We start from the raw sequence: 21,091 nt of genomic DNA on the forward strand, positions 1-21,091 counted from the left end.
GGGTCAGGCGAGTTCCTCGACCTGGGCGAAGCGGCTGGTACACGGCGCGCCGTGTCCGGTCCGTTCGCCGAGAGGGAGGTCGGTCCCGCACAGGGCCTCGGGCGTGCCGGTGTCGGCGCGGTCCACGTGGTGGACGAGGCCGTCGGGGGATCATGCGGCAGTGGCTCCTACGCCGCCTGTGCCTGGCCTGGGGGCTTCCCCGGCGGCGGTGGCGGCAGCCGGGCCGCAGGACCTGGCGGCCATCGCCGCCGGGGGTGCGCGGCCGGTGCCGGGTACCGCTCCGTCGGCCGGCCCCAAGTTCTCGAAGTCGGGCACGGTCCGGCGGGTCATCACTCCGCAGGTGGCGCTTCGGAACACCGTGACCGACGCGGACGGCGACACCGCGAACCTGACGTTCCAGGTGTACACCACGAATGCGGACGGTACCCCGAAGGCGCAGGTCGACCTCGACGGGACGGGGCAGTACGGGGTGCTGACATCACCGTATGTCGCCTCGGGCAGCACGGGGAAAGCGACCGTACCGTACGGCAAGCTCAGGCCGGGCGTGCTGTACGAGTTCCGCACCTCCGCCTTCGCCGGCAGCCTGTACGGGACCAACTGGTCGCCCTGGGCGGACTTCCGCATCGACCCGTACATGAAGTCCCCCGCGCCGCAGACCACGTCGACGATCGACCCGCCGACCCAGGCCGACATCGAGGTCACCCGCACCAGCCCGGGCGCCGTCGCTCCCACAGGCCTCAAGGCCACCGGCGAGCGGCCCTGCTCCACGGTCGACGCCAAGGGCCGCAAGCTGCGCATCGAGATCACCCCGGCGTCCGAGCAGAGCAAAGAGCCCGCGGCATCCCCGCGGGCCGGTCTCGTCGAGCCCGTGGACCTGGTGTCCTGGTGTCCTGGTGCGGAGGCAAGCCGCTCGGCAAGGACCACATGAGCCGCACCGAGGCGTGCTCGAAGAGCATCGGCACTGCCACGCTGATCTTCCTTGAGACCGACCCGGGGCTGCCCGCCCTCGGTCTGGCAAGGAGACCATCGACCTCGGATGGGCCGTCCGGGCCACCGTGGACGCCAGCCTGACCTCCTCGGCGTCCACCGGCTTCGGCACCAGCAGCGGTGACGTCCGCGTCCGCGAGCTCGCCCCGCGCTGCGACAACATCGTCAAGGGCTCGGCGCCGGGCTGTGTGCTGCCGTACTTCAACCCGAACTGGACGGTGGACACCAACCTGTACCCGGCCGCCGGCGCGTACTACTGGTACATGCATCAGGCGATGCCCGACCCTGCCGGCTCGAAGCAGTGGGACAGCCTGATGCACTACCTGGGCCCGAACACCTCGGTGAAGAACAGCGCCGACGGAACGTGGACCTCGGACAACGGCCGCACCCGCGTGTGCGACACACCTGGAGCGTCCACCCCTCCGACGCGTCGGAGGGGTCGGTCGACTGCGACGACCTGCACGTGGCGCAAGATCGGCTGACCCAGCCCGAACGCCAGCACGTGAAGCAAAAAGGGCGCCAGCCCACCGGGCCGGCCCGCTTCTCCTGCGCGGTCAGCCGGTCAGCGGCTGCCACCGGTCTTCCTGCGCGGGGTCGAGCCTGCTCCCCCACACCAGCGCCCCACCGACCAGGCCGGGCTTGTCCCGCGTGGCCAGGGCCACGGCTTCGAGCATGTCGGCGGCGTCTTCCAGAGCGGTGACGGCAGGCGAGGCCGCGCCGGTGCCGAGCGCGGCGTGGGAGGTAGGGGCGTTGCGCAGGAGCCAGTCGGTGATGCGCTGCCAGGCTTCGGAGATCTGACGTTCGGTCACGGTGTCCGGCAAGGACTCGTGGTTCACGTGCTGTTACTCCTTGGTCCGGTGGATGGGTCCGGGTTGTTCCACAGTAGGAGGCCGCTTTCCGGGGCGGTGAGGCGGCATCTTGTTCACCTGGACCTCCTTCTGACGGGCGGCGTTCCAAGAGCGATCCGGGCTCCTGAAGTCGTGAGCCGACAGTCCCTACCACGCCGGCTTGCGGGTATGGGCATAGACGAAGGGGCCCGGTGGGTGGTCCTCGAAGTGGAGGTGGGGACCGGTGACGTTGCCGGTCGCTCCGACCTTGCCCAGCTGTTGGCCCGCCCTGACCTGCTGGCCGGTGACGACGCCCCGCTGCCAGAGGTGGCAGTAGACGTACACCCGGCCGTTGTCGGCCTGGAGGCCGACCCAGTGGCCGTAGGCACCGCCGTTGTCGTTGGACCACTGGATGGAGCCGTCGCGGACGGCGACCACCGAAGTTCCCTGCGCCGAGGCATAGTCGTCCCCGGTGTGGTAGCCGGCCAGGTACCGCGGATTCTGGACGCCGTAACGGTAGGTGACGCCATGCCCGGGCACCGGGGAGGGCACCCTTCCCGACCCTCCTTCGCCTCGGACTTCGAACCCGAAGAGGGCACCGAGCTTCTTGAGCGAATCCATTCCCGGGAGGCCGTCCGCGTCCGCGCCGGAGAAACCGAGGTGCCGCTGCCACTTGGCGTAGGCCTCTCTGGTGCGGTCACCGTAGACACCGGGGCCCGAGCTGAAGTCGAGTCCCACCGCCTGGGCCAGGGCCTCTTGGACCACCAGGACGCTGGCGTTGTGCGCACCTGGGTACAGCTCCGACAGATTGACGACCTTGGACATGATGGGCGTCCCTTCGGGGACCGTGATCAGTAGCCGCACGGTCCGCGGTTGGGGTCGAACTGGCAGACGCGGCCTGCGAGGTTCGTCCCGTCGCGGTACACGCCGTATCGAGCCATCACATAGTTCATGGCTGCGCAGATGTTGGCCACGCCGTCGTAGATGACCTCTGAGGTACCGGGCTGGTGGAACGAGGCGAAGGTCGGCGGGATGACCTGCATGACTCCCCGGGAGCAGTTGCGTGGATGGCCGTCGCTCTGCTTGGGCCCTGTGGCGTTGGTGTCCCAGTCGTTCACCGCGTTGAACCGGTACGACGACTCGCGCCGGCCCGCGACCAGGATGCCCGGCACCCAGTGAGTCTCCGGTACGCGGAGGATGCGGCAGGCCTCCTTGGCCGCCGCCGTGGTGCTTCCGTCCTGCACGTGATCGAACTTGACGCTCGACAGGGGGATGGCGGAGTACCCTGCGACCTCGCCGTCCGGCTGGACAGGCCGGTCGAAGAAGCTCAGCTCACGGACCGTGAAGTTCTGCCGACGGCCCAGTTCGGTGAGCGAGAAGCGCCCGAACACACCGTCGGCGTCGCCGTCGGTGAAGCCGAGCTTGCGCTGGAAGGCGGCCACCGCCGCTTTCGTACGCGGCCCGAACGTGCCCGGTGCCGCAGCGTAGTCGAGCCCCACTTCCTTGGCGAGCGCGCCCTGGACGATCCTCACCGAGGTGTTCCGTGCGCCGAACACGACCTCCGAAGCTGTCACCGTGATGTCCGAAGGCGGCAGTACTGGACCGGCCCAGCGCCATGAGGCGACGGCCGTACCGCCCCGGTGATCGTCGGGGTCGGCGGTGGGCGGACAGCCGTCCTCGAACTCCGGAGCGAAGTAACCCACGACCTTCGCGCTGTGCCGCTCCGTACTGTGCGAGTAGACGCCGTAGCCCTGGCCCGCGTCTTCGGCGTTCTCGGGAACGGTGTTGCCGCCCTTGGTGTAGACGTGGGTCTCGTCGAAACCGACCACGACCTCGGTGTGGCCGCCTTGGGACAGGTTCGTCCAGGCCCCGATGGAGGGGTAGCCGGACCACTGATCCCGCGTCCTGGCCCATTCGGTGAAGGCGGAGACGTTGTTGACCTTGGGAACGATGTGGTCCAGGCCGACGTCGGCGTACATGTCCCAGTCGAACATGACGCACCACGGCTCGCCGTCCTCGCCGAACTGCCTTCCGAACTGTGTCCGGTTGTCGTAACCGGTCCCCGGCACGTTCGTCTCGTACACACCCTCGGGGACGCTCTGGATGTGATCGACCAGTATCCGCCATTGAGGTGCTGCCATCGTCCGCCCGTCCTTTCGATGAGTCGGCGTTCGGGGAACCCGAGAGGACTTTGGTACGGAGGCCCACCACTTCCAGCGAATCAGCCATGGCTGGTGATCGCCACCGGAGAGGGGCGGTTGCCCCGGCCGGCTTCGCCGACGCGCACGAAGTGGTCGGGCTTCCGAACAGCCGGTGCAGCTCGATGACTTCCTCGGTCTGCGGTCTGCGGTCTGCGGTCTGCGGTCTGCGCCACTGTCTGCTCGGAGTGCTCGCCGGTCTCCGCGTCCTGGGAGTCGAGGGGGAGGTCGATCAGGACACCGGCGGACCGCCCCGTGCCTGCGGGGTCGATGACGGCCCGGTAGCCGCGGATGACGCCGTCGGCCTCCAGACGCTGCACCGCTGTCTTGCCCTTCGCGGTCAACGCGGCCCGCTCCGGACTCCGCTGGAGTCCGCGGTGCACCGGGCGCGGGTCGTCGTGCGACTGCTGACCGAGGAGTAGAGCGGACGTGATGACGGGTGCGGGCGAAGAGCTCGCCGCCGATGTGCCTTTCCTGCTTCCTGATGGCCTGGCCGTCTCGCGCCGCGGTGACGTGGAACCGTTCGGCCGTCCGGCCGAGGCGCAGCTCCTCGCCGGGCGGCACACCGGCTGGAGCGCCTGAGGCAGCTCAAGCACAACGCCCTGCCGATGCGACACCGAGTGAGCAGGAGGAAAGCGCTCAGTCGACTCGGCCGCGGATCGCTCCCCGCTTTCCACAGTAGACCCCGACCAAGAGCCGGGCCATTCACGGACCAGAATGCCGGCTACGAGCCCCGCGGAAGACTTCTGCGCAGGTCGGCGCCGTGTTGCCGCTGTACCACCAGCAGACGAAGAACCTGCTGGTCGGCTACTCGCCGAAGAAGCCCGGGTTTTCTTCTAACGGCACGAAAGCAGGCGCCTGACCTGGGGTTTTCCCCGGGTCAGGCGCCTACTGGGAGCGCCCGACCCTTCCCATGAGGGGGGGAAGCGCCGAAATACTCCTCTTCTTCCAGTTCATCCCACCCATGTCCCAGTCCTGACCAGCAGTTCCGGGCCATACGCGGGCCAAATCGCGGCTCAGCCCTTGGGGCTGCTGTCCTCGCTGCGCCGGCTCCACTCCTGCATCGACTCCTCGATGAGCCGGTTGGAATGCTCCTGAAGACCGTCCAGGAACTTGGCGTAGTACTGGAAGAGCACTTGGATGCTCTGGCCAGCCCGGCGCGCCATTCGGCAGGATCCACGCCAAAGTGCAGCCAGAACGAGATCCCAGCGTGCCTGAGGTCATAGGGCCTCTTGGCGAGGAGCGTCGGCTGCTCATGGGGAGCCAGGGCCTTCTTGCGCGCCCGCTCCCACGTCTTGCCATAGGCTGCTGCGTCAACGTAGCCGTCGGCCGCATTGCGAAACACTCGGCCATCGGGCGCCACGCCGAAGCGATCGATGTGATTTCGCAGTGTGTGCACGAACGGCGGCGGTATCGGCGCGGGCCGTGTGGCCTTGACGGCTCGCCGCTTCAAGGAGTGCACTTCGTGGACCGCGCCGTCGTCCGTCCACTCCTTGCCGGCCGTGACGACACCTCCGCTCAGGTTGAGCATGCCCCAGCCGCTCTTCGGCAGATGGCACTGCGAGATCTGCAGGTGGATGACCTCCGCCGGACGCATGGCCGCGTAGTACATGCAGCCGAAGAACGCCTCAAGGTGCGGGCCACGGCCCTGTTGTCTGCCCACAGCGGTCAGCAGGCGAGCAACCTGGGGCGGGTTCGGCACGCAAGCTGGGTCCACTTCCTCACTCACCCCAGGAGCCTGCCACTTCACCCTGGCGAGCGGATTCTCCGCGAAGTATCCCTTGTCGACTGCGGCTCCGAGGACCTCGCTGAAGGCCGACCGCTTCCGCAAGGCGGTCTTGGCCACAGCAGCCTCGCCATCGATCTCGCAACAGAGCGCGTCCAACGCCCTTCGCACGACGTCTGGTTCCATCAGCTCACTGACGGACAAGGAATGCCTCTGCATCCAGTCGAGGGCATGCTGCCATTCTGCAGATGGCTCACTCCCCCAAACGCGCTTGTTGAACGCCCACGAATACAGAGCTCGCCGCAGAACCCTCGGCTCCGAGTAGCGGGCATTGGACCCAACCAGCGCGGGCGTGATGGTAGCGGGTGCATCAGCGAGGGTACGACGAGTGTTGCCAGGCGTTCGGTCCCACCGCTCATCGATGTAGGCATGAGCCAGGTCGTACCAGGTGGTCCGCTGCCGAATGGCACGGATCTCGGAAGCCGGCAGACCAGTCTGTTCGTCGAACGCCTCACCGTCGCGCGCCGCTGTCATGAGCTTCGCGCGCCGTCCCTCGGCCAGCCCCTTGGTGATGAAGGACTCCGACCGCTCCCGCCCGTTGACCGTCCATCGGACCTCGAACGGCTTGCGACGCTTCGGCCGCTCCCGGATGTCCCAGAAGCGGACCTTGTAACTGAGCCTCTTTCATCCTCTGTATTCGCAGGTCAGGAGGGTGTGAACGGCGACGATGATGCGTCCGATGCGGTTGGTCGAGCATCGGGCTCGGCGAAGTAGGCGCCACGTTTTCAGCTGTGCGAAGGCGCGTTCGCCCGGGGTGCGCAGGCGGGCGTGGTCCCGGTTGTACTGCTGGTAGCGCTCGGGCAGTTCGTGGTGGCGGTAGTAGGGGGTTCGGACGGTGGCGCCGGCACCCTGGTAGGCGCGGTCGGCCAGGACGAGGATCTGCCTGGTCAGGCAGCTCTCGATCACGCCGTGGGCGCGGGCCGCGGCCAGGTCGTGAGTGCGTCCGGGCAGAGCCCGCGAGAACCACAGGGGTGTGCCGTCGGGGCGGGCGATGACCTGTACGTTCATGCCGTGCTTGCGGTGTTTCATCGAGTAGTACGGCTCGTTCGCGGAGATGCGGTCGATCGGGATCAGGGCGGCTGTCAACGATGACGTGGTCGCCTTCACCGAGCCCGGTAAGCGCTTCGTGGAGGCCCGGCGCCCAGCCCGCCAGCACGTCCAAGGTCTCGGCTACGTACCGCCAGGCGGTGGCCTGAGATATCCCGAAACCTGCTCCGAGCTGCGAGAACGTCTCGTTCTTACGCAGGTGCACCAGCGTGAGCAACGCCTGCTGGAAGCAGCCGAGCTTGCGCCAGCGGGTGTTGCGGGCCTGGCGGTGCTGGTGCGGCAGCCAGGCGACATGCTCGACGAGCTCATGAGGGACGTCGAGCATGGCAGGATACGGAAACCTTCAGGGCCTCTTCGGTCGCCGGTGTGATGAGTGGAATCACCACGCCGACGACCAGGGGCCCTGCCTCGTCACCACACCCGCTGACCAGCCCCTTTCACCCTCCAGCGCAGGATGAAAGGGCTCCATGAGATCGGAGCTTTCCTCGGCCTGGACGTCGGGAAGGGCGAACACCACGCTACCGCCGTCCCCCGGCCGGGAAGAAGGCGTTCGACAAGCGGCTGCCCAACAGCGAACCGAAGCTCCGCGCGGTCTTCGGCAAGCTGCAAGCCAAGCACGGAACGGTGCTCGTGGTGGTCGACCAGCCGGCCTCGATCGGAGCCCTGCCGCTGGCGGTGGCCCGGGACATAAGCTGCCCGCTCGCCTATCTGCCTGGACTGACGATGCGGCGGATCGCGGACCTCTACCCAGGTGAAGCCAAGACCGACGCCTGCGGCGCGTTCGTCATCGCGGACGCGGCCCGCGTCATGCCGCACACGCTCCGCTGGGTCGACCTCGAAGACGAGACCATCGCCGAGCTGGAGATGATCGTTGGCTTCGATGACGACCTGGCCGGCGAGGCAACGAGGATCAGCACCCGGCCGCGGGTCCTGCTCACGCAGTTCCACCCGTCGCTGGAGCGGGTCTTGGGCCCGCGAGTGCGGCACCCGGCTGCGCTCAAGCTCCTCGATCAGTTCGGTTCTCCGGACCAGATCCGCAAGGCCGGACGCCGTCGGCTGGTGACGCTGATACGTCCGAAGGCGCCGCGGATGGCCGAGCGGCTGGTCGAGGACATCTTCACCGCGCCGGACGAGCAGACCGTCGTCGTCCCGGCACGGACGCAGCCGCGCTGATCGTTCCCCGTCTTGCCGACTCGCTCCAGGCAGTGCTTGACCAGCGGAAACCGCTGGCCGCGAGGATCGAGGAACCGCTGGAGGCACACCCTCTTTCCACGGTCCTGACGTCCATGCCGGGGATCGGCGTCAGGACCGGAACCCGGATCCTCATCGACGTCGGCGACGGATCCAGTTTCCCGTCCGCCGCCCACCTCGCCGCCTATGCCGGCCTGGCCCCGGCGCCCCGGAGCTCGGGCTCGTCGATCCGCGGCGAACAACCGCCCCGGAGAGGAAACAAGCAGCTCAAACGGGCCTTCTTCCTCTCCGCGTTCGCCGCCCTGGCCAACCCGGCCTCCCGCACCTACTACGACAAGAAGATCATCCAAGGCAAACACCACACCCAAGCCCTGCTCTGCCTCGCCAGGCGCCGGGCCGACGTCCTCTTCGTGATGCTCCGCGACAGAACCTTCTACGAACCCCGGTCGGCTACTTCGGGCTGAACCTCAGCACCCTCGCCACACACCGGGCGGTCACGCTCGTCGATCGAGTCAATCACGACCGGGTGACCGCAGAAGTCGCACGAACGCATGGCCTCACCAGCCGCCCCCGAACAGACACGTCATCACTCGCGACAGCCACACTGCCGGACCCACCAGACACCGACCCGACCACCTTGACCACAGACATAGGGGCACCCCCCCGTGAGCCCGGCGCGGGAGGGTGAGCGGATCAGCGGATGGCGCGGCGGCACGGGGCGATGGTTTCGGGCATATCCGCCGGGCCCGGGGCCCACGGCAACCGCTCTCCGGGCGGGTGGCGACCGACACGGCCGGTGTCGCCCGCACGAGTGCGGAATCGTTGCTTCCGAGCACCGGCGCCCCGCGCCCTCCAGCCCGCCCCACGAACACCGGAGAGCGAAAAGAACTTCTTCTTATAAATACCCCTCGCGCGCCCCCTTTCCGAGCTGTCCAAAAAACGCCGTCCACTCATTCACGGCCCCTCACGTCCGCTGCTACTCTGCGAACTCCCCATTCGGATGTGATGGAGATTCTCCGCATGGAAGATCGACCCGATAAGGGGTCGCCGCCGGCGAATTCGTGGACTATCGGCGCGTCCGCCCGCGAGTGCCTCCGCTATGCCGCGTACCCGATTCTGCTCCTGTCCGCAGTCTGGCTCTTCACCTCGGTCCTGCACTTCGGCTGGGACCGCGGCCGGGCCGTCCAGTTCTTCCTGATCGGCACCATCGTCTATCTCGCGGCACTGGAGCGGCTGATCCCGCACCGGACCGACTGGCACCCGAGCGGCCCGGAACTATGGTGGTACACAGCGTATTTCGGGTTCACCATGGCCGGCGCCGTGTTCGGCAAGTCGGTCGTCACGGCCGTTCTGGCCGCGACCCCCGTCACGGGGCCGGGGCTCCCTCTCGGGGCCGAGGTGCCCCTCGCCCTGCTGGCTTCCTCACTGGCCGGCTACCTCGCCCACCGCTGGGCGCATTCCAATCGGTGGCTGTGGAAGGTACACGGAATCCATCACGTCCCGGGAAAAGTGAACGTCGCCAACAACGGCGTCAACCACCTACTGGATGTCGCCTTCAAGCAAGGCGCTGTCCAATTGACACTGGGATTTCTCGGATTCTCCACCGACTGCCTTTTCGCGGTGGCGCTCTTCACCCTTGTGCAGGGTTATTTCGTGCATGCGAACGTGGACGTCCGGATCGGTCCGCTCCACCACGTCCTGGCCACTCCCGAGCAACACCGGCTGCACCACAGCGCCGACCTGGCCGAGGCCGGTCACTTCGGCGTGGACCTCTCGGTCTGGGACCGCCTCTTCGGCAGCTTCACCTGGCGACCGGACCGCCGCCCGGCGATCGTCGGCGTCAAGGACCCCGCCACGTTCCCGGAGACCGGCTCGATCCTCGCCAGCCTGCTCCACCCCGTGCGCCGTCCGCCCCGCACCGCGTAGTCCCCCCGTACCGCGCGCGCCCGCTCGGTACCGCGCACCTCCCCGCCCCGTACCGCGCCGTACCGGCTTCGTGCCCCCACACGCCCCGCCCGGCCCGTACCGAGGCGTCGTCCCTACCGGATTGGACCATGACGGACTCACCCAGCTCCGCCCACCGCGACAAGGTCGCCATCATCGGCATCGGCTGCCGGCTCCCCGGACACGCGGGTGACCACCGGTCCTTCTGGCGCAATCTGATCGAAGGCCGGGACTGTCTCGTCCCCACCCCTGCGGACCGGTACGACACCACGACCCTCGGCAGCCGCGACCGGGCCAAGCCAGGCCGGCTGACCGGCGGGCGGGGCGGCTACATCGACGGCTTCGACGAGTTCGACCCCCACTTCTTCGGGATCAGTCCGCGCGAGGCCGAGCACATGGACCCGCAGCAGCGCAAGCTCCTGGAGGTGTCCTGGGAGGCGCTGGAGGACGGCGGGCAGCTGCCCGCCGAACTGGCCGGGCGGGACGTCGGCGTCTTCATCGGCGCCTTCACCCTGGACTACAAGATCCTGCAGTTCGCCGACCTCGGCTTCGAGACGCTGGCCGCGCACACCGCGACCGGCACGATGATGACGATGGTCTCGAACCGCATCTCGCACTGCCTCGACTTCCGCGGCCCCAGCGTCTCGATCGACACGGCGTGCAGCTCCTCCCTGGTCGCGGTCCACCTGGCCTGCCAGAGCCTGCGGCGCGGCGAGAGCGAACTCGCCCTGGCCGGAGGCACCCTGCTGCACCTCGCGCCGCAGTACACCATCGCCGAGACCAAGGGCGGCTTCCTCTCCCCGGACGGACGCTCCCGCGCCTTCGACGCCTCCGCCGACGGTTACGTACGGGCCGAGGGCGTCGGCGTCGTGGCGCTCAAGCGCCTCTCGGACGCGCTGCGCGACGGCGACCCGGTGCACGCCGTGGTGATCGGCAGCGGGGTGAACCAGGACGGACGGACCAACGGCATCACCGTGCCCAGCGCCGACGCCCAGGCCACGCTCATCGAGCGGGTCTGCGCCGAGGCGGGAGTGTCACCGGGCAGCCTCCAGTACGTCGAGGCGCACGGCACCTCCACCCCCGTCGGCGACCCGATCGAAGCGCGGGCGCTGGGCCGGGTGCTGGCGCAGGGCCGGGCGCCCGGCGCGCGGTGCTACGTCGGCTCGGTCAAGACCAACATCGGGCACACGGAGGCCGCCGCCGGCGTCGCGGGCCTGATCAAGACGGCGCTGGCCCTCCGGCACCGCCGCATCCCACCGCACCTGAACCTCGAGCAGCCCAACCCCGCCATCGACTTCGCCGCGCTGCCCTTCGAGATCCCGACCGCACCGGTCGACTGGCCGGAGCACGAGGGACCCGCGCGGGCGGGCGTCAACTCCTTCGGCTTCGGCGGCACCAACGCCCACGTCCTGCTGGAGGAGGCGCCGCCCCGCCCGCCGGAGGAGCCGCACGCGACGGCCCGGATGCCCGCCCGCTCGGTCCTCCCGCTGAGCGCCCGGCACGCGTCTGGTCCGGCCGAACTGGCCGCGGGCGTCCGCCGCGAACTCGCCGCCGGAGCGTCCCTCGCGGACGTCGGGCACACCCTGGCCCACCGCCGCCAGCACTTCGAGGAGCGCCTCGCCGTCGTCCACTCCCCCCTCGACCCGCCCGGCTCCCTCGACGAGGTGCTGGCCGCCTGCGAGCGCGGGGAGCAGCACCCCCGGGCCGTGCGGAGCCGCCTCCGGGAGGCCGGCGCGCGGCGGCTGGTGTGGGTGTTCACCGGGATGGGGCCGCAGTGGTGGGGCATGGGGCGCGAGCTCCTCGACTCCGAGCCCGTGTTCCGGGAGGCGGTCGAGCGCTGCGACGGGGAGGTCCGGCGCCAGGCGGGCTGGTCGCTGCTCGACGAGCTGACCCGGCCCGAGGCGGAGTCCCGGATGGCCGAGACCTGGCTCGCCCAGCCCGCCAACTTCGCCGTCCAGGCGGGGCTCGCGGCGCTGTGGGAGCACCACGGGGTGCGGCCGGACGCCGTCGTCGGGCACAGCACCGGCGAGATCGCGGCCTTCCACCTGGCCGGGGTGTACGGCCTGGAGGACGCCGTCCGGATCGCGCTGGCGCGCAGCGCCCTCCAGCACCGGCTCGCGGGCACCGGCGCGATGCTGGCGGCGAACCTGTCCGAGGAGGAGGCCGAGCGGCTGGTCCGCCCGTACCGGGACCGGGTGTCGGTCGCCGCCGTGAACAGCCCGGCGTCGGTGACGCTGTCCGGGGACCGGGACACCCTCGGGGAGCTCGCCGGACGGCTGGAGCGGGAGCAGGTCTTCGCCCGGTTCCTCGACGTCGAAGTGCCCTATCACAGCGTGCGGATGGACCCGATCGAGGCCGAGCTGCACGAGGCGCTGGCCGGGATCGCGCCGCGCGCCGCCGGTCTCCCGCTGTACCTCACCGCCCGCGAGGGGCGTGCGCTGGGGCCGGAGCTGGACGCCGCGTACTGGTGGGAGCGTCCGGCGGCCCGTCCGGTTCCGTGCCGCGGTCGACCGGCTCGTCGACGACGGGTACACGCTGTTCCTGGAGATCGGTCCGCACCCGGTGCTCGGCCACTCGATCCGGGAGTGCCTGGAGGGCCGGGCCGTCGAGGGGGTGACGCTGCCGTCGATCCGGCGCCGGGAGGACGAGCCCGATCGGTTCGCCCGCTCCCTCGCGGAGCTGTACACGCTGGGTGTCGACGTGGACTGGTCGGTGCTCCAGCCCGTGGGGCGGCCGGTGCCGCTGCCGGGCTATCCGTGGCAGCGGGAGCGGTACTGGGTGGAGCCCGCGCCGGTGGAGCAGATCCGGCTCGGCCGGCTGGACCACCCGCTGCTCGGCCGGCGGACCTCCGCGCTGCAGCCGACCTGGGAGAGCCGCCTGGACACCGAGCGGCTGGCGTACCTGGCCGACCACCGGATCGAGGACAGCACGGTCTTCCCGGCCGCCGGGTACCTGGAGATGGCCGCGCAGGCGGTCCGGGCGCTGACCGGCGGCGACACGGCCACCCTGGCCGACGTCGAGTTCTCCCGGGCCCTGTTCCTGCCCGACGGCGAGGCGACGACCGTCCAGCTGGCCTTCGCGCCGGAGGAGTCCGGGTTCACCATCGCCTCCCTCGCCGGTTCCGGGACCGGGGCTCCGGACCGTACGGTCCACGCGAGCGGGGTCGTCCGCACCGGGCAGCCGCGCCGGCACGCGGAACCGCTGGACGCGGACGCGGTACGGGCGCGAGCGGGGCGCCGGCTCGACCGGGAGGCGTGCTACGGCGAGCTGGCGGCGCTCGGCTACCACTACGGCCCGGCGTTCCGGGCGATCGACGAGGTGTGGACGGCGCCCGGCGAGGCACTGTCGCTGATCCGGCCCACCCCGGGCATGGGCGACGGGGCAGCGGACTGCCATGTGCACCCCGTGCTCCTGGACGCCTGCTTCCAGACCGTGCTCACCGCGATGACGCCGGACGACGGCCGGTCCGCGGGGATCCGGCTGCCCGTCGGCATCGCGGAGCTGCGGCTGGACGCCGTCGGCGACCGGGCCCTGTGGGCGCATGCGACGGTGACCGCGGAGAGCGCCGGGGAACTGGTCGGCGACCTCGCCCTGTACGCCGAGGACGGGACGCCGCTCGGCCGGATCAGCGGCTTCCGCGCGGCGGCGGTGGACCGGGGGGCCTCCTCGGTGAAGCTCGGCACCATCGACGGCTGGCTGGCCGAGGTGGTTTGGGAGGAGGCGCCCGCCGAGGCGCCGGAGGACGGCGGGACCGCCGAGGGGGCCGGGGACGGCCCCGGCGGCTCCCCCGCGCCCGACCTCGTGGTCTTCGCCGACGAGGGCGGGCTCGGCGCGCGGCTGGCCGAGGCAGTCGTGGCGCGCGGCGGGCGGTGCCGACTGGTCCGCCCGGGGAGCCGTTACCGGAGCGGGGCCCGGCACGTGACCGTACGGCCCGATTCGGCGGCCGATCTGCGCAGGCTGTTCGACGAACTCGGGTCGGGGTTCGGAGCCGTGGTGCATCTGTGGAACCTCGATCTGCCGCCGCTGGACACGGTCGGCGCGGCGGACCTCGACGGGATCGGCACGCTCGGCGGCTACTCGCTCGTCCCACTCGCCCAGGTGCTGCCCGAGGCATGCCCGGAGGGGCGCCTGCACATCGTCACCCGGGGCGCCCAGGCGGTGGTGCCGGGCGAGCCGGTGGAGCCGTTCGGCGCGCCCGCCTGGGGCATCGGCCGGGTGCTGTGGCAGCAGGAGCTCACCGGTCACAGCGGCAAGCTGATCGATCTCGACCCGGCCGGGGGGCCCGGCGAGGCCGAGGCGCTGCTGCGCGCGCTCACCGCGGACGACGGGGAGTGCGAGATCGCGCTGCGGTCCGGACGGCGGCACCTCAGCCGGCTGCGTCCGCCCGTGGGGCTGACCCGTCCCCTGCCGCTGCGGCTGCGCGCGGACGGCGCCTATCTGGTCACGGGCGCGTTCGGGGCGCTGGGGCGGCTGCTCTGCCGCACCCTGGTACGGCGCGGGGCCCGGCGCCTGGTCCTGCTCGGCCGCACCGGCGTGCCGGAGCGCGGCGCGTGGCGGAGGCTCGATCCGGGCGGCCCCGAGGGGCGGCGGGTCGCGTTCCTGCGCGAGCTCGAAGCGCTCGGCGCGGAGGTGCTGGTCGCCGCGGTCGACGTGACCGACACGGCGGCCATGGAGGGCTGGCTGGCCGGGCGTCGGGCCGCCGGTCTGCCGCCGGTGCGGGGCGTGTTCCATCTCGCGGGGCAGGTGCGGGACGTCCTGCTGCCGTCGGTGGACCGCGAAGCCTTCGACGCGGGCTACGGGCCGAAGGTGCACGGCGGGTACCTGCTGCACCGGCTGCTGCGCGAGGAGCCGGTCGAGCACTTCGTGCTGTTCGCGTCGGTCGCCTCGCTGCTGACCACGGCCGGTCAGGTCAACTACGCGGCCGGGAACGCGTTCCTGGACGCGCTCGCCCATCACCGCCGGGCACTCGGTCTGCCGGCGCTCAGCCTGGACTGGGGGCCGTGGGCCACCGGCATGATCGAGGAGCTCGGGCTGGTCGCCCACTACCGGGACGCGCGCGGGATGAGCTCGCTGGCGCCGGAGGCGGGCATGGCGGTCCTGGAGCGGGTGATCGGGCAGGACCGGGCCCAGTTGCTGGTGGCCACGGTGGTGGACTGGCCGGTGTTCCTGTCCTGGTACCCCACCCCGCCGCCGCTGGTGTCGGCGCTCGCCGCCGCGGCGGCCCGGGAGGTCCCGGCGGGGCAGGGCGGCAGTCTGCTCGACGCGTTCCGCGCCGCCGACGAGCCGGCGCGTACGGCGCTGGTGACCGAGCGGTTCGCGGCCCTCGCGGCGGGTGTGCTGCGGGTGCGGCCGGAGCTGGTCGACGCGGACGCCCGGCTCGGCTCGCTCGGTCTGGACTCGCTGCTCGCGATGGAGCTGCGGGTCCGGGTCCACGCCGAGCTGGGCGTCTCGCTGCCGGTGGTGGCACTGCTCAGCAACGGGCCGGTGAGCGAGTTGACCGAGCGGCTGCACGCGGGGCTGACCGAGCTCGCGGCGGCCGGGGGTCCGGTGGCGGAGACGGCGGTGGAGCCCTTCACCGACGAGGCGTGCCACCCGCTCACCCACAACCAGCAGGCCCTGTGGTTCCTCCGGCAGCTCAACCCGGACGGCTTCGCGTACAACATCGGCGGCGCGGTGGAGGTGCGTGCGGAGCTCGACCCGGAGCTGCTGTTCGAGGCCTTCCGGACGCTGATCGCCCGGCATCCGAGCCTGCGCGTCAACATCACCGCCGAGGACGGGCGTCCGGTCCAGCGGGTGCGGCCCGAGGTCGTCGCCGACACCGGTCTTCTCGATGTGTCCGGGCTGCCCTGGGACGAGGTCCGCTCCCGACTGGTGGCGGAGTACCGCAGGCCGTACGACCTGGAGCGGGACCCCCTGGTGCGGCTGCGGCTGTTCCGGCGGGCCCCGGACCGCTGGGTGCTGATGAAGGCCGTCCACCACATCGTCTCGGACGCGATCTCCACCTTCACCTTCATCGAGGAGCTGTTCGAGGTCTATCACGGGCTGCGCACCGGCCGGCCGGCGGAGCTGGCACCGGTCCCGGCCCGCTACCTGGACTTCCTCAACCGGCAGAACCGCTTCCTGGCCGGGCCCGAGGCGCGGCGGATGCTGGAGTACTGGCGGGAGCACCTGCCGCGGGAGGTCCCGGCGCTCGAACTGCCCACCGACCGGCCGCGCCCGCCGGTGCAGACCGACAACGGCGCCTCGGAGTTCTTCCAGCTCGACGACGAGCTCAGCGCCCGGGTGCATGCGCTGGCCCGGGAGCACAACGTCACCGTGTACACGGTGCTGCTCACCGCGTACTACCTGCTGCTGCACCGCTGGTCGGGGCAGGACGAGATCGTGGTCGGCAGCCCCGTCACCGGGCGCACCGAGGAGGAGTTCGCCTCCGTCTACGGCTACTTCGTCAATCCGCTGCCGCTGCACGTGAGCCTGGCCGGGGAGCCGTCGGTGGCCGAACTGCTGGGCCGGGTGCGGGACACGGTCCTCGGGGGCCTCGACAACCAGGAGTACCCGTTCGTGCTGCTCGTGGAGCAGTTGGGCCTCCAGCACGACCCGAGCCGCTCGGCGGTCTTCCAGGCGATGTTCATCCTGCTCACCCACAAGGTGGCCGTGGAGCGATTCGGCTACGCGCTGGAGTACATCGAACTCCCTGAGGAAGAAGGGCAGTTCGACGTCACGCTGTCCGCGTACGAGGACCGTTCCGACGGTCGCTTCCACTGCGTGCTGAAGTACAACACCGACCTGTTCGACGCGGCGACGGTGCGCCGGATGGCCGCGCACTACCGGACCCTCCTCGACGGCCTGACCCGCGCGGAGGGCGGCCGTCCGGCGGCACGGCTGCCGATGCTGGAGGCCGGCGAACGGGAGCGGATCGTCACCGGGTTCGGCGGCGTCGGCCGACGGATCGACCACGACGTGCCGGTGCACGAGCTGATCGGGAAGATCGCCGCGCAGTTCCCCGAGGCGGTCGCGGTCTCCGTACCGGGCGGGCGGCGGCTCGGCTACCGGGAGCTGGACCAGCGCTCGCGGCGCGTGGCGGCCTCGCTGCGCGAACGCGGCGTCGGCGTCGGGACGGTCGTGGCGGTGCGTCTCGCGAAGTCGCCGGAGCTGGTGATCGCGCTGCTCGCGGTGTTGCGGGCCGGGGGCGCGTACCTGCCGCTGGACCCGGACCACCCGGCGGAACGGCTGGCCGAGCTGATGGAGAACGCCGGGGCCACGCTGGTCCTGACCGACGGGCGGCCGGGCGAGGCGGCCCGGCTGCCGGGCCGGCCGGTCACCCTGGACGAGCTGGACCGGCCGGGGACCGAGGAGCGGCCGGAGCCGGCCGTCGGCCTCGACCAGACGGCCTACGTGATCCACACCTCGGGTTCCACCGGCCGCCCCAAGGCGGTGCGGGTCAGCCACCGCAACCTGGCCTCGGTGTTCGTCGCCTGGCAGCAGGAGTACCGGCTGGACACCGACGTCCGGGTGCACCTGCAGATGGCGGGCGTCTCCTTCGACGTGTTCACCGGGGACCTGGTCCGGGCGCTGTGCTCGGGCGGGACGCTGGTCCTCGTCGACCGGGACCTCCTCTTCGACACCGCGCGGCTCTACCGGACCATGCGCGCGGAGGGCGTGGACTGCGGCGAGTTCGTGCCGTCGGTGGCGCGCGGGCTGCTGGCGCACTGCGAGCGGGAGGGGCTGGGCCTGGAGTTCATGCGCCTGGTGATCATCGGCTCGGACGCCTGGCGGGTGGGCGAGCACCGGAGGCTCGTCGCGCTGTGCGGGCCGGGCACCCGGGTGGTCAACTCGTACGGGCTGACCGAGGCCACCATCGACAGCGCCTACTACGAGGGGCGGGCCGAGGGGCTGGAGCCGGGCCGGATGGTGCCGATCGGCCGGCCGCTGCCCAACAGCGAGCTGTACGTCCTCGACCGGCACGGCGAACCGGTGCCGCCGGGGGTGGCCGGTGAGCTGTGGATCGGCGGCGCCGGCGTCGCCGACCACCACCTGAACGATCCGGAGCGGACGGCCGAACGGTTCGTGGCCCTCGAACCGGGCGGCGAACCCGTACGGCTGTACCGGACGGGGGACCTCGGGCACTGGGACGCGGAGGGGGTGCTGCACCTCCTCGGGCGGGCCGACGGGCAGGTGAAGGTGCGCGGCCACCGGGTGGAGACCGGGGAGGTCGAGGCGCGACTGGCCGCCCACCCCGAGCTGGCGCAGGTGTGCGTGACGGTACGGCGGGACGAGACGGGCGAGAACGTGCTGTGCGCCTACTGCGTGCCCGCGCCGGGCGCGGTGGCCGACACCCGGGAGCTGCGCCGCCACCTCGCGGAGCAGTTGCCGACGTATCTGATCCCGGCGCACTTCACGGAGCTGTCCGCGCTGCCGCTGACCGCGAACGGCAAGGTCGATCTGGGCGCGCTGCCGGAGCCGCGCGCGGAGGCGGGACCGGAGCGGTACGAGCCGCCGGTGACGCTGTACGAGACGCGGATGGCGGCGCACTGGCGGTCGCTGCTCGGGCTGGAGCGGCCTGGGCTACGGGACGACTTCTTCGAGGCGGGCGGCAGTTCGATCAAGCTGATCGAACTGATCCACCACCTGCGGACCGAGTTCAACGCGTCCGTGCCGGTCGGGCGGCTGTTCCAGACCAGCACCCTGCACGGCATGGCCCGCACCCTGGAGGACGTCGTCACCGGGCGGCTGCCCGGCGCCGAGCCGTACCTGTGGTTCAACCCGGGCGCGGACCCGGCGGCGACGGTGTTCTGCCTGCCGCCCGCGGGCGGGCACGGGCTGGTGTACCGGCAGCTCGCGGCGCGGCTGCCCGAGCACCGCTTCGCCGCGTTCAACTACCTGTCGGGTCCCGACAAGGCGGCCCGGTACGCGGATCTGGCCGAGGAGCTGCACCCGGGCGGGCCGTACACGCTGTTCGGCTACTCCCTCGGCGGCAACCTCGCGTTCGAGATCGCCGGGGAGCTGGAGCGGCGGGGCCGCGTGGTGGACCTCGTACTGATCATGGACTCGTACCGGATCGCCGAGGCCGTCGCCCTCGGCGAGGAGCACCTGGCCGAGTTCGAGGCGGAGCTCGCGGAACACCTGCGGCGGCACACCGGTTCCGAGATCGTCGCCCGGGAGACCGTGGAGCAGGCCCGCGAGTACCTGGCACACTGCGGTGCCCACCCCTCGCTCGGTGTGCTCGGCGCGCCGATCGCGGTGATCTCCGACCAGGACAAGCTGCTCCGCTTCGCGGCGGACGAGCCCGGCGGCTGGCACGGCGTCACCACCGCCGGGTGCACCGTGCGCGAGGGGCACGGACGGCACGCCGAGATGCTCGACGGCTCGTTCCTCGACGGGAACGCGGAGCTGGTCCGGACGCTGCTGGCGGGAGGTGCCGCGGATGGGCGTGCGTGACGGCGGGCCCCACTGGGAGGCCCGGCCTCCCGGCGGGCGGCCCCGGGTGATCATCATCGGCGCGGGCATGTCGGGTCTGGCCGCCGGCTGCTACGCGCAGATGAGCGGACTGGAGAGCCGGATCTTCGAGAAGCACGTGCTGCCGGGGGGCTGCTGCACCGCCTGGGCACGGCAGGGCTACCTCTTCGACTACTGCATCGACTGGCTGATCGGCACGGCACCCGGGACCGGGGCGAACGAGGTGTGGCGCGAGCTCGGGGCGCTGGACGGGAAGCGGATCACCCTGTTCGACCAGTTCAACCGGGTGGTGGCCGAGGACGGCCGGTCCGTCACCTTCTACAACGACCCGGACCGGCTCCAGAAGCACCTGCTGGAACTCTCGCCCGGCGACGCGCGCCTGATCCGGGCGTTCTGCCGGGACCTCAGGCGCTTCGCGGAGCTCGACCCGCACTGGGAGCTGAAGCCGCCGCCGCTGAAGTCCCCGGCGGAGAAGGCGCGGACGCTGCTCGCGATCCTGCCGGCGTTCCGGCTGTACTGGCGCACCGCCGCCACGCCCATGCGCCGGTTCGCGGACCGCTTCGAGGACCCGCTGCTGCGCCGGGCGTTCCCGAACGTGTTCCTCCAGGAGCTGACCGGCTTCCCGCTGCTCCCCTTCCTCTTCACGATGTCCTGCGCCTCCAACGGCAACGCGGGCTTCCCTGAGGGCGGTTCGCTGGGTCTGGCCCGGTCGGTGGAGGAGCGGTACACGGGGCTCGGCGGGCACATCGGCTACCGCGCCCGGGTGGAGCGGATCCTCGTCGAGGACGGGCAGGCGGTCGGCGTACGCCTGCGGGACGGGCAGGAGCACTTCGCCGACCACGTGATCGCCGCCTGCGACGGGCCGACGGTGCTGGACCGGCTGCTGGAGGGGCGGTGGAGCAGCCCGCGCACCGAGCGGCTGTACAAGGAGCTGCTGGACCGGCCGGACAACCTGTACCCGGCGGTGGTCTCCGCGTTCGTCGGGATCGACGGGCCGCTGCCCGCCGGTGAGCCGCACAGCACCACGTACCTCCTCGGGCCGGAGCGGGGCGCGGCGCTGCCGGGGAGCCTCCAGCACAGTCTGGTGGTGCAGCGGCGGTCCGACTACGCCGACGGCTTCGCGCCGGCCGGGAAGTCGGTGCTGCACTGCACGTACTTCACCGACCACCGGTCCTGGCAGGAGCTGCGGAAGGCGGACCGGCGGGCGTACCGGGAGCGCAAGCAGGAGGTCGTCGACTTCCTTCGGGGCTTCCTGGCCGAGCGCCATCCGGGCCTCGAGAAGCGGATCGAGCTGGTGGACGTGGCGACACCGGCGACGACGGAGCGGTACACCGGCAACACCTACGGCAGCATCCTGGCCTGGAAGGCGTTCTCCGAGGCCGACGACGTGTCGACCGCGCTGGTGGACCGGGACCGGATGCGGCTGCCGGGGCTGAGCGGCTTCTCGATGGCCGGTCAATGGACCGGGATGGGCGGCCTGATCCGGGCCGCGACCAGCGGCCGGTACGCGGTCCAGTTCCTGTGCGACGAGCTGGGCCGGGAGTTCCGGGCCTGGCCGAGCAAGGGTGTCGGGCCGTGGCATCCCGGGAAGCTGGGCCGGCTGCCACGACTCGAACAGCGGGGCGACACCCGGAAGGCGGCGGTGGCCGAATGACCAG

Annotated in this window: 11 protein-coding genes and 3 pseudogenes; 7 read left to right on the forward strand and 7 right to left on the reverse strand. The window is 71.2% G+C overall.

Annotated features, from left to right (window positions below; all coding sequences use genetic code 11):
• Nucleotides 1-3: 3 nt before the first annotated feature.
• The gene (locus tag ACH4TP_RS32630; RefSeq protein ID WP_398182826.1) at nt 4-126 is read right to left on the reverse strand and encodes a hypothetical protein; all 123 of its coding nucleotides are present in this window, start codon (nt 124-126) and stop codon (nt 4-6) included.
• Between the two features lie 139 nt (nt 127-265).
• Here ACH4TP_RS32630 and ACH4TP_RS32635 point away from each other — a divergent pair, with 139 nt between their 5' ends.
• Together ACH4TP_RS32635 and ACH4TP_RS32640 are read left to right on the forward strand one after the other, a co-directional pair.
• Nucleotides 266-928 (forward strand): hypothetical protein, encoded by a 663-nt coding sequence (locus ACH4TP_RS32635; RefSeq protein WP_398439961.1) that lies wholly within the window; start codon nt 266-268, stop codon nt 926-928.
• A 127-nt stretch (nt 929-1,055) separates the two neighbouring features.
• Nucleotides 1,056-1,469 carry a hypothetical protein gene (locus tag ACH4TP_RS32640; protein WP_398439962.1) on the forward strand — a complete coding sequence of 138 codons (414 nt, stop codon included), beginning with the start codon at nt 1,056-1,058 and terminating at the stop codon, nt 1,467-1,469.
• A gap of 72 nt (nt 1,470-1,541) precedes the next feature.
• Here ACH4TP_RS32640 and ACH4TP_RS32645 read toward each other — a convergent pair whose 3' ends face one another.
• From ACH4TP_RS32645 to ACH4TP_RS32660, 4 genes are all read right to left on the reverse strand, one after another.
• A complete protein-coding gene (locus ACH4TP_RS32645; RefSeq protein WP_398439963.1) occupies nt 1,542-1,823 on the reverse strand; it encodes a hypothetical protein in 282 nt (93 codons plus the stop codon).
• 159 nt (nt 1,824-1,982) lie between these two features.
• Entirely contained in the window at nt 1,983-2,639 is a 657-nt protein-coding gene (locus ACH4TP_RS32650; protein ID WP_398439964.1) for a peptidoglycan DD-metalloendopeptidase family protein, read from the reverse strand.
• Between the two features lie 26 nt (nt 2,640-2,665).
• On the reverse strand, nt 2,666-3,955 hold the full coding sequence (locus ACH4TP_RS32655) for a peptidoglycan-binding protein (RefSeq protein ID WP_398439965.1): 1,290 nt from the start codon (nt 3,953-3,955) through the stop codon (nt 2,666-2,668).
• 80 nt (nt 3,956-4,035) lie between these two features.
• Nucleotides 4,036-4,395, reverse strand: a complete 360-nt coding sequence (locus tag ACH4TP_RS32660; protein ID WP_398439966.1) for a hypothetical protein — start codon at nt 4,393-4,395, stop codon at nt 4,036-4,038.
• 46 nt (nt 4,396-4,441) lie between these two features.
• Between ACH4TP_RS32660 and ACH4TP_RS32665 the strand changes: the two genes are divergently transcribed.
• On the forward strand, nt 4,442-4,594 hold the full coding sequence (locus ACH4TP_RS32665; RefSeq protein WP_398439967.1) for a hypothetical protein: 153 nt from the start codon (nt 4,442-4,444) through the stop codon (nt 4,592-4,594).
• A 434-nt stretch (nt 4,595-5,028) separates the two neighbouring features.
• On the opposite strand, the gene ACH4TP_RS32670 is transcribed toward ACH4TP_RS32665, so the two are convergent.
• Nucleotides 5,029-5,178, reverse strand: coding sequence for an integrase (locus tag ACH4TP_RS32670; protein WP_398439968.1), 150 nt, complete (start codon nt 5,176-5,178; stop codon nt 5,029-5,031).
• A gap of 1,244 nt (nt 5,179-6,422) precedes the next feature.
• Nucleotides 6,423-7,231 (reverse strand): annotated as a pseudogene (locus tag ACH4TP_RS32675) (transposase family protein).
• Between the two features lie 68 nt (nt 7,232-7,299).
• Between ACH4TP_RS32675 and ACH4TP_RS32680 the strand changes: the two are divergent.
• The 4 genes and pseudogenes from ACH4TP_RS32680 (at nt 7,300) to ACH4TP_RS32695 (ending at nt 21,087) form a co-directional block, all read left to right on the forward strand.
• Nucleotides 7,300-8,500: pseudogene (locus ACH4TP_RS32680) on the forward strand (IS110 family transposase).
• Between the two features lie 556 nt (nt 8,501-9,056).
• On the forward strand, nt 9,057-9,962 hold the full coding sequence (locus ACH4TP_RS32685; protein ID WP_398439970.1) for a sterol desaturase family protein: 906 nt from the start codon (nt 9,057-9,059) through the stop codon (nt 9,960-9,962).
• Nucleotides 9,963-10,090: 128 nt separating this feature from the next.
• Nucleotides 10,091-19,415, forward strand: a pseudogene (locus ACH4TP_RS32690) (amino acid adenylation domain-containing protein).
• Complete coding sequence (locus ACH4TP_RS32695) at nt 19,402-21,087, forward strand: phytoene desaturase family protein (protein WP_398439971.1); 1,686 nt, start codon at nt 19,402-19,404, stop codon at nt 21,085-21,087. Before ACH4TP_RS32690 ends, ACH4TP_RS32695 begins: the two are co-directional and overlap by 14 nt.
• Nucleotides 21,088-21,091: the final 4 nt, after the last annotated feature.

Origin of the sequence: Streptomyces sp. NPDC021012 (assembly GCF_044333355.1) — a bacterium.
In the GTDB taxonomy this organism is placed as follows: domain Bacteria; phylum Actinomycetota; class Actinomycetes; order Streptomycetales; family Streptomycetaceae; genus Streptomyces.

What these genes read in the sequence shown, in the direction of transcription:
- ACH4TP_RS32685 (WP_398439970.1), top strand. Translation starts at nt 9,057, where the DNA reads ATGGAAGATCGACCCGATAAGGGGTCGCCGCCGGCGAATTCGTGGACT.
- ACH4TP_RS32655 (WP_398439965.1), bottom strand. Translation starts at nt 3,955, where the DNA reads ATGGCAGCACCTCAATGGCGGATACTGGTCGATCACATCCAGAGCGTC.
- ACH4TP_RS32650 (WP_398439964.1), bottom strand. Translation starts at nt 2,639, where the DNA reads ATGTCCAAGGTCGTCAATCTGTCGGAGCTGTACCCAGGTGCGCACAAC.
- ACH4TP_RS32670 (WP_398439968.1), bottom strand. Translation starts at nt 5,178, where the DNA reads ATGGCGCGCCGGGCTGGCCAGAGCATCCAAGTGCTCTTCCAGTACTAC.
- ACH4TP_RS32695 (WP_398439971.1), top strand. Translation starts at nt 19,402, where the DNA reads ATGGGCGTGCGTGACGGCGGGCCCCACTGGGAGGCCCGGCCTCCCGGC.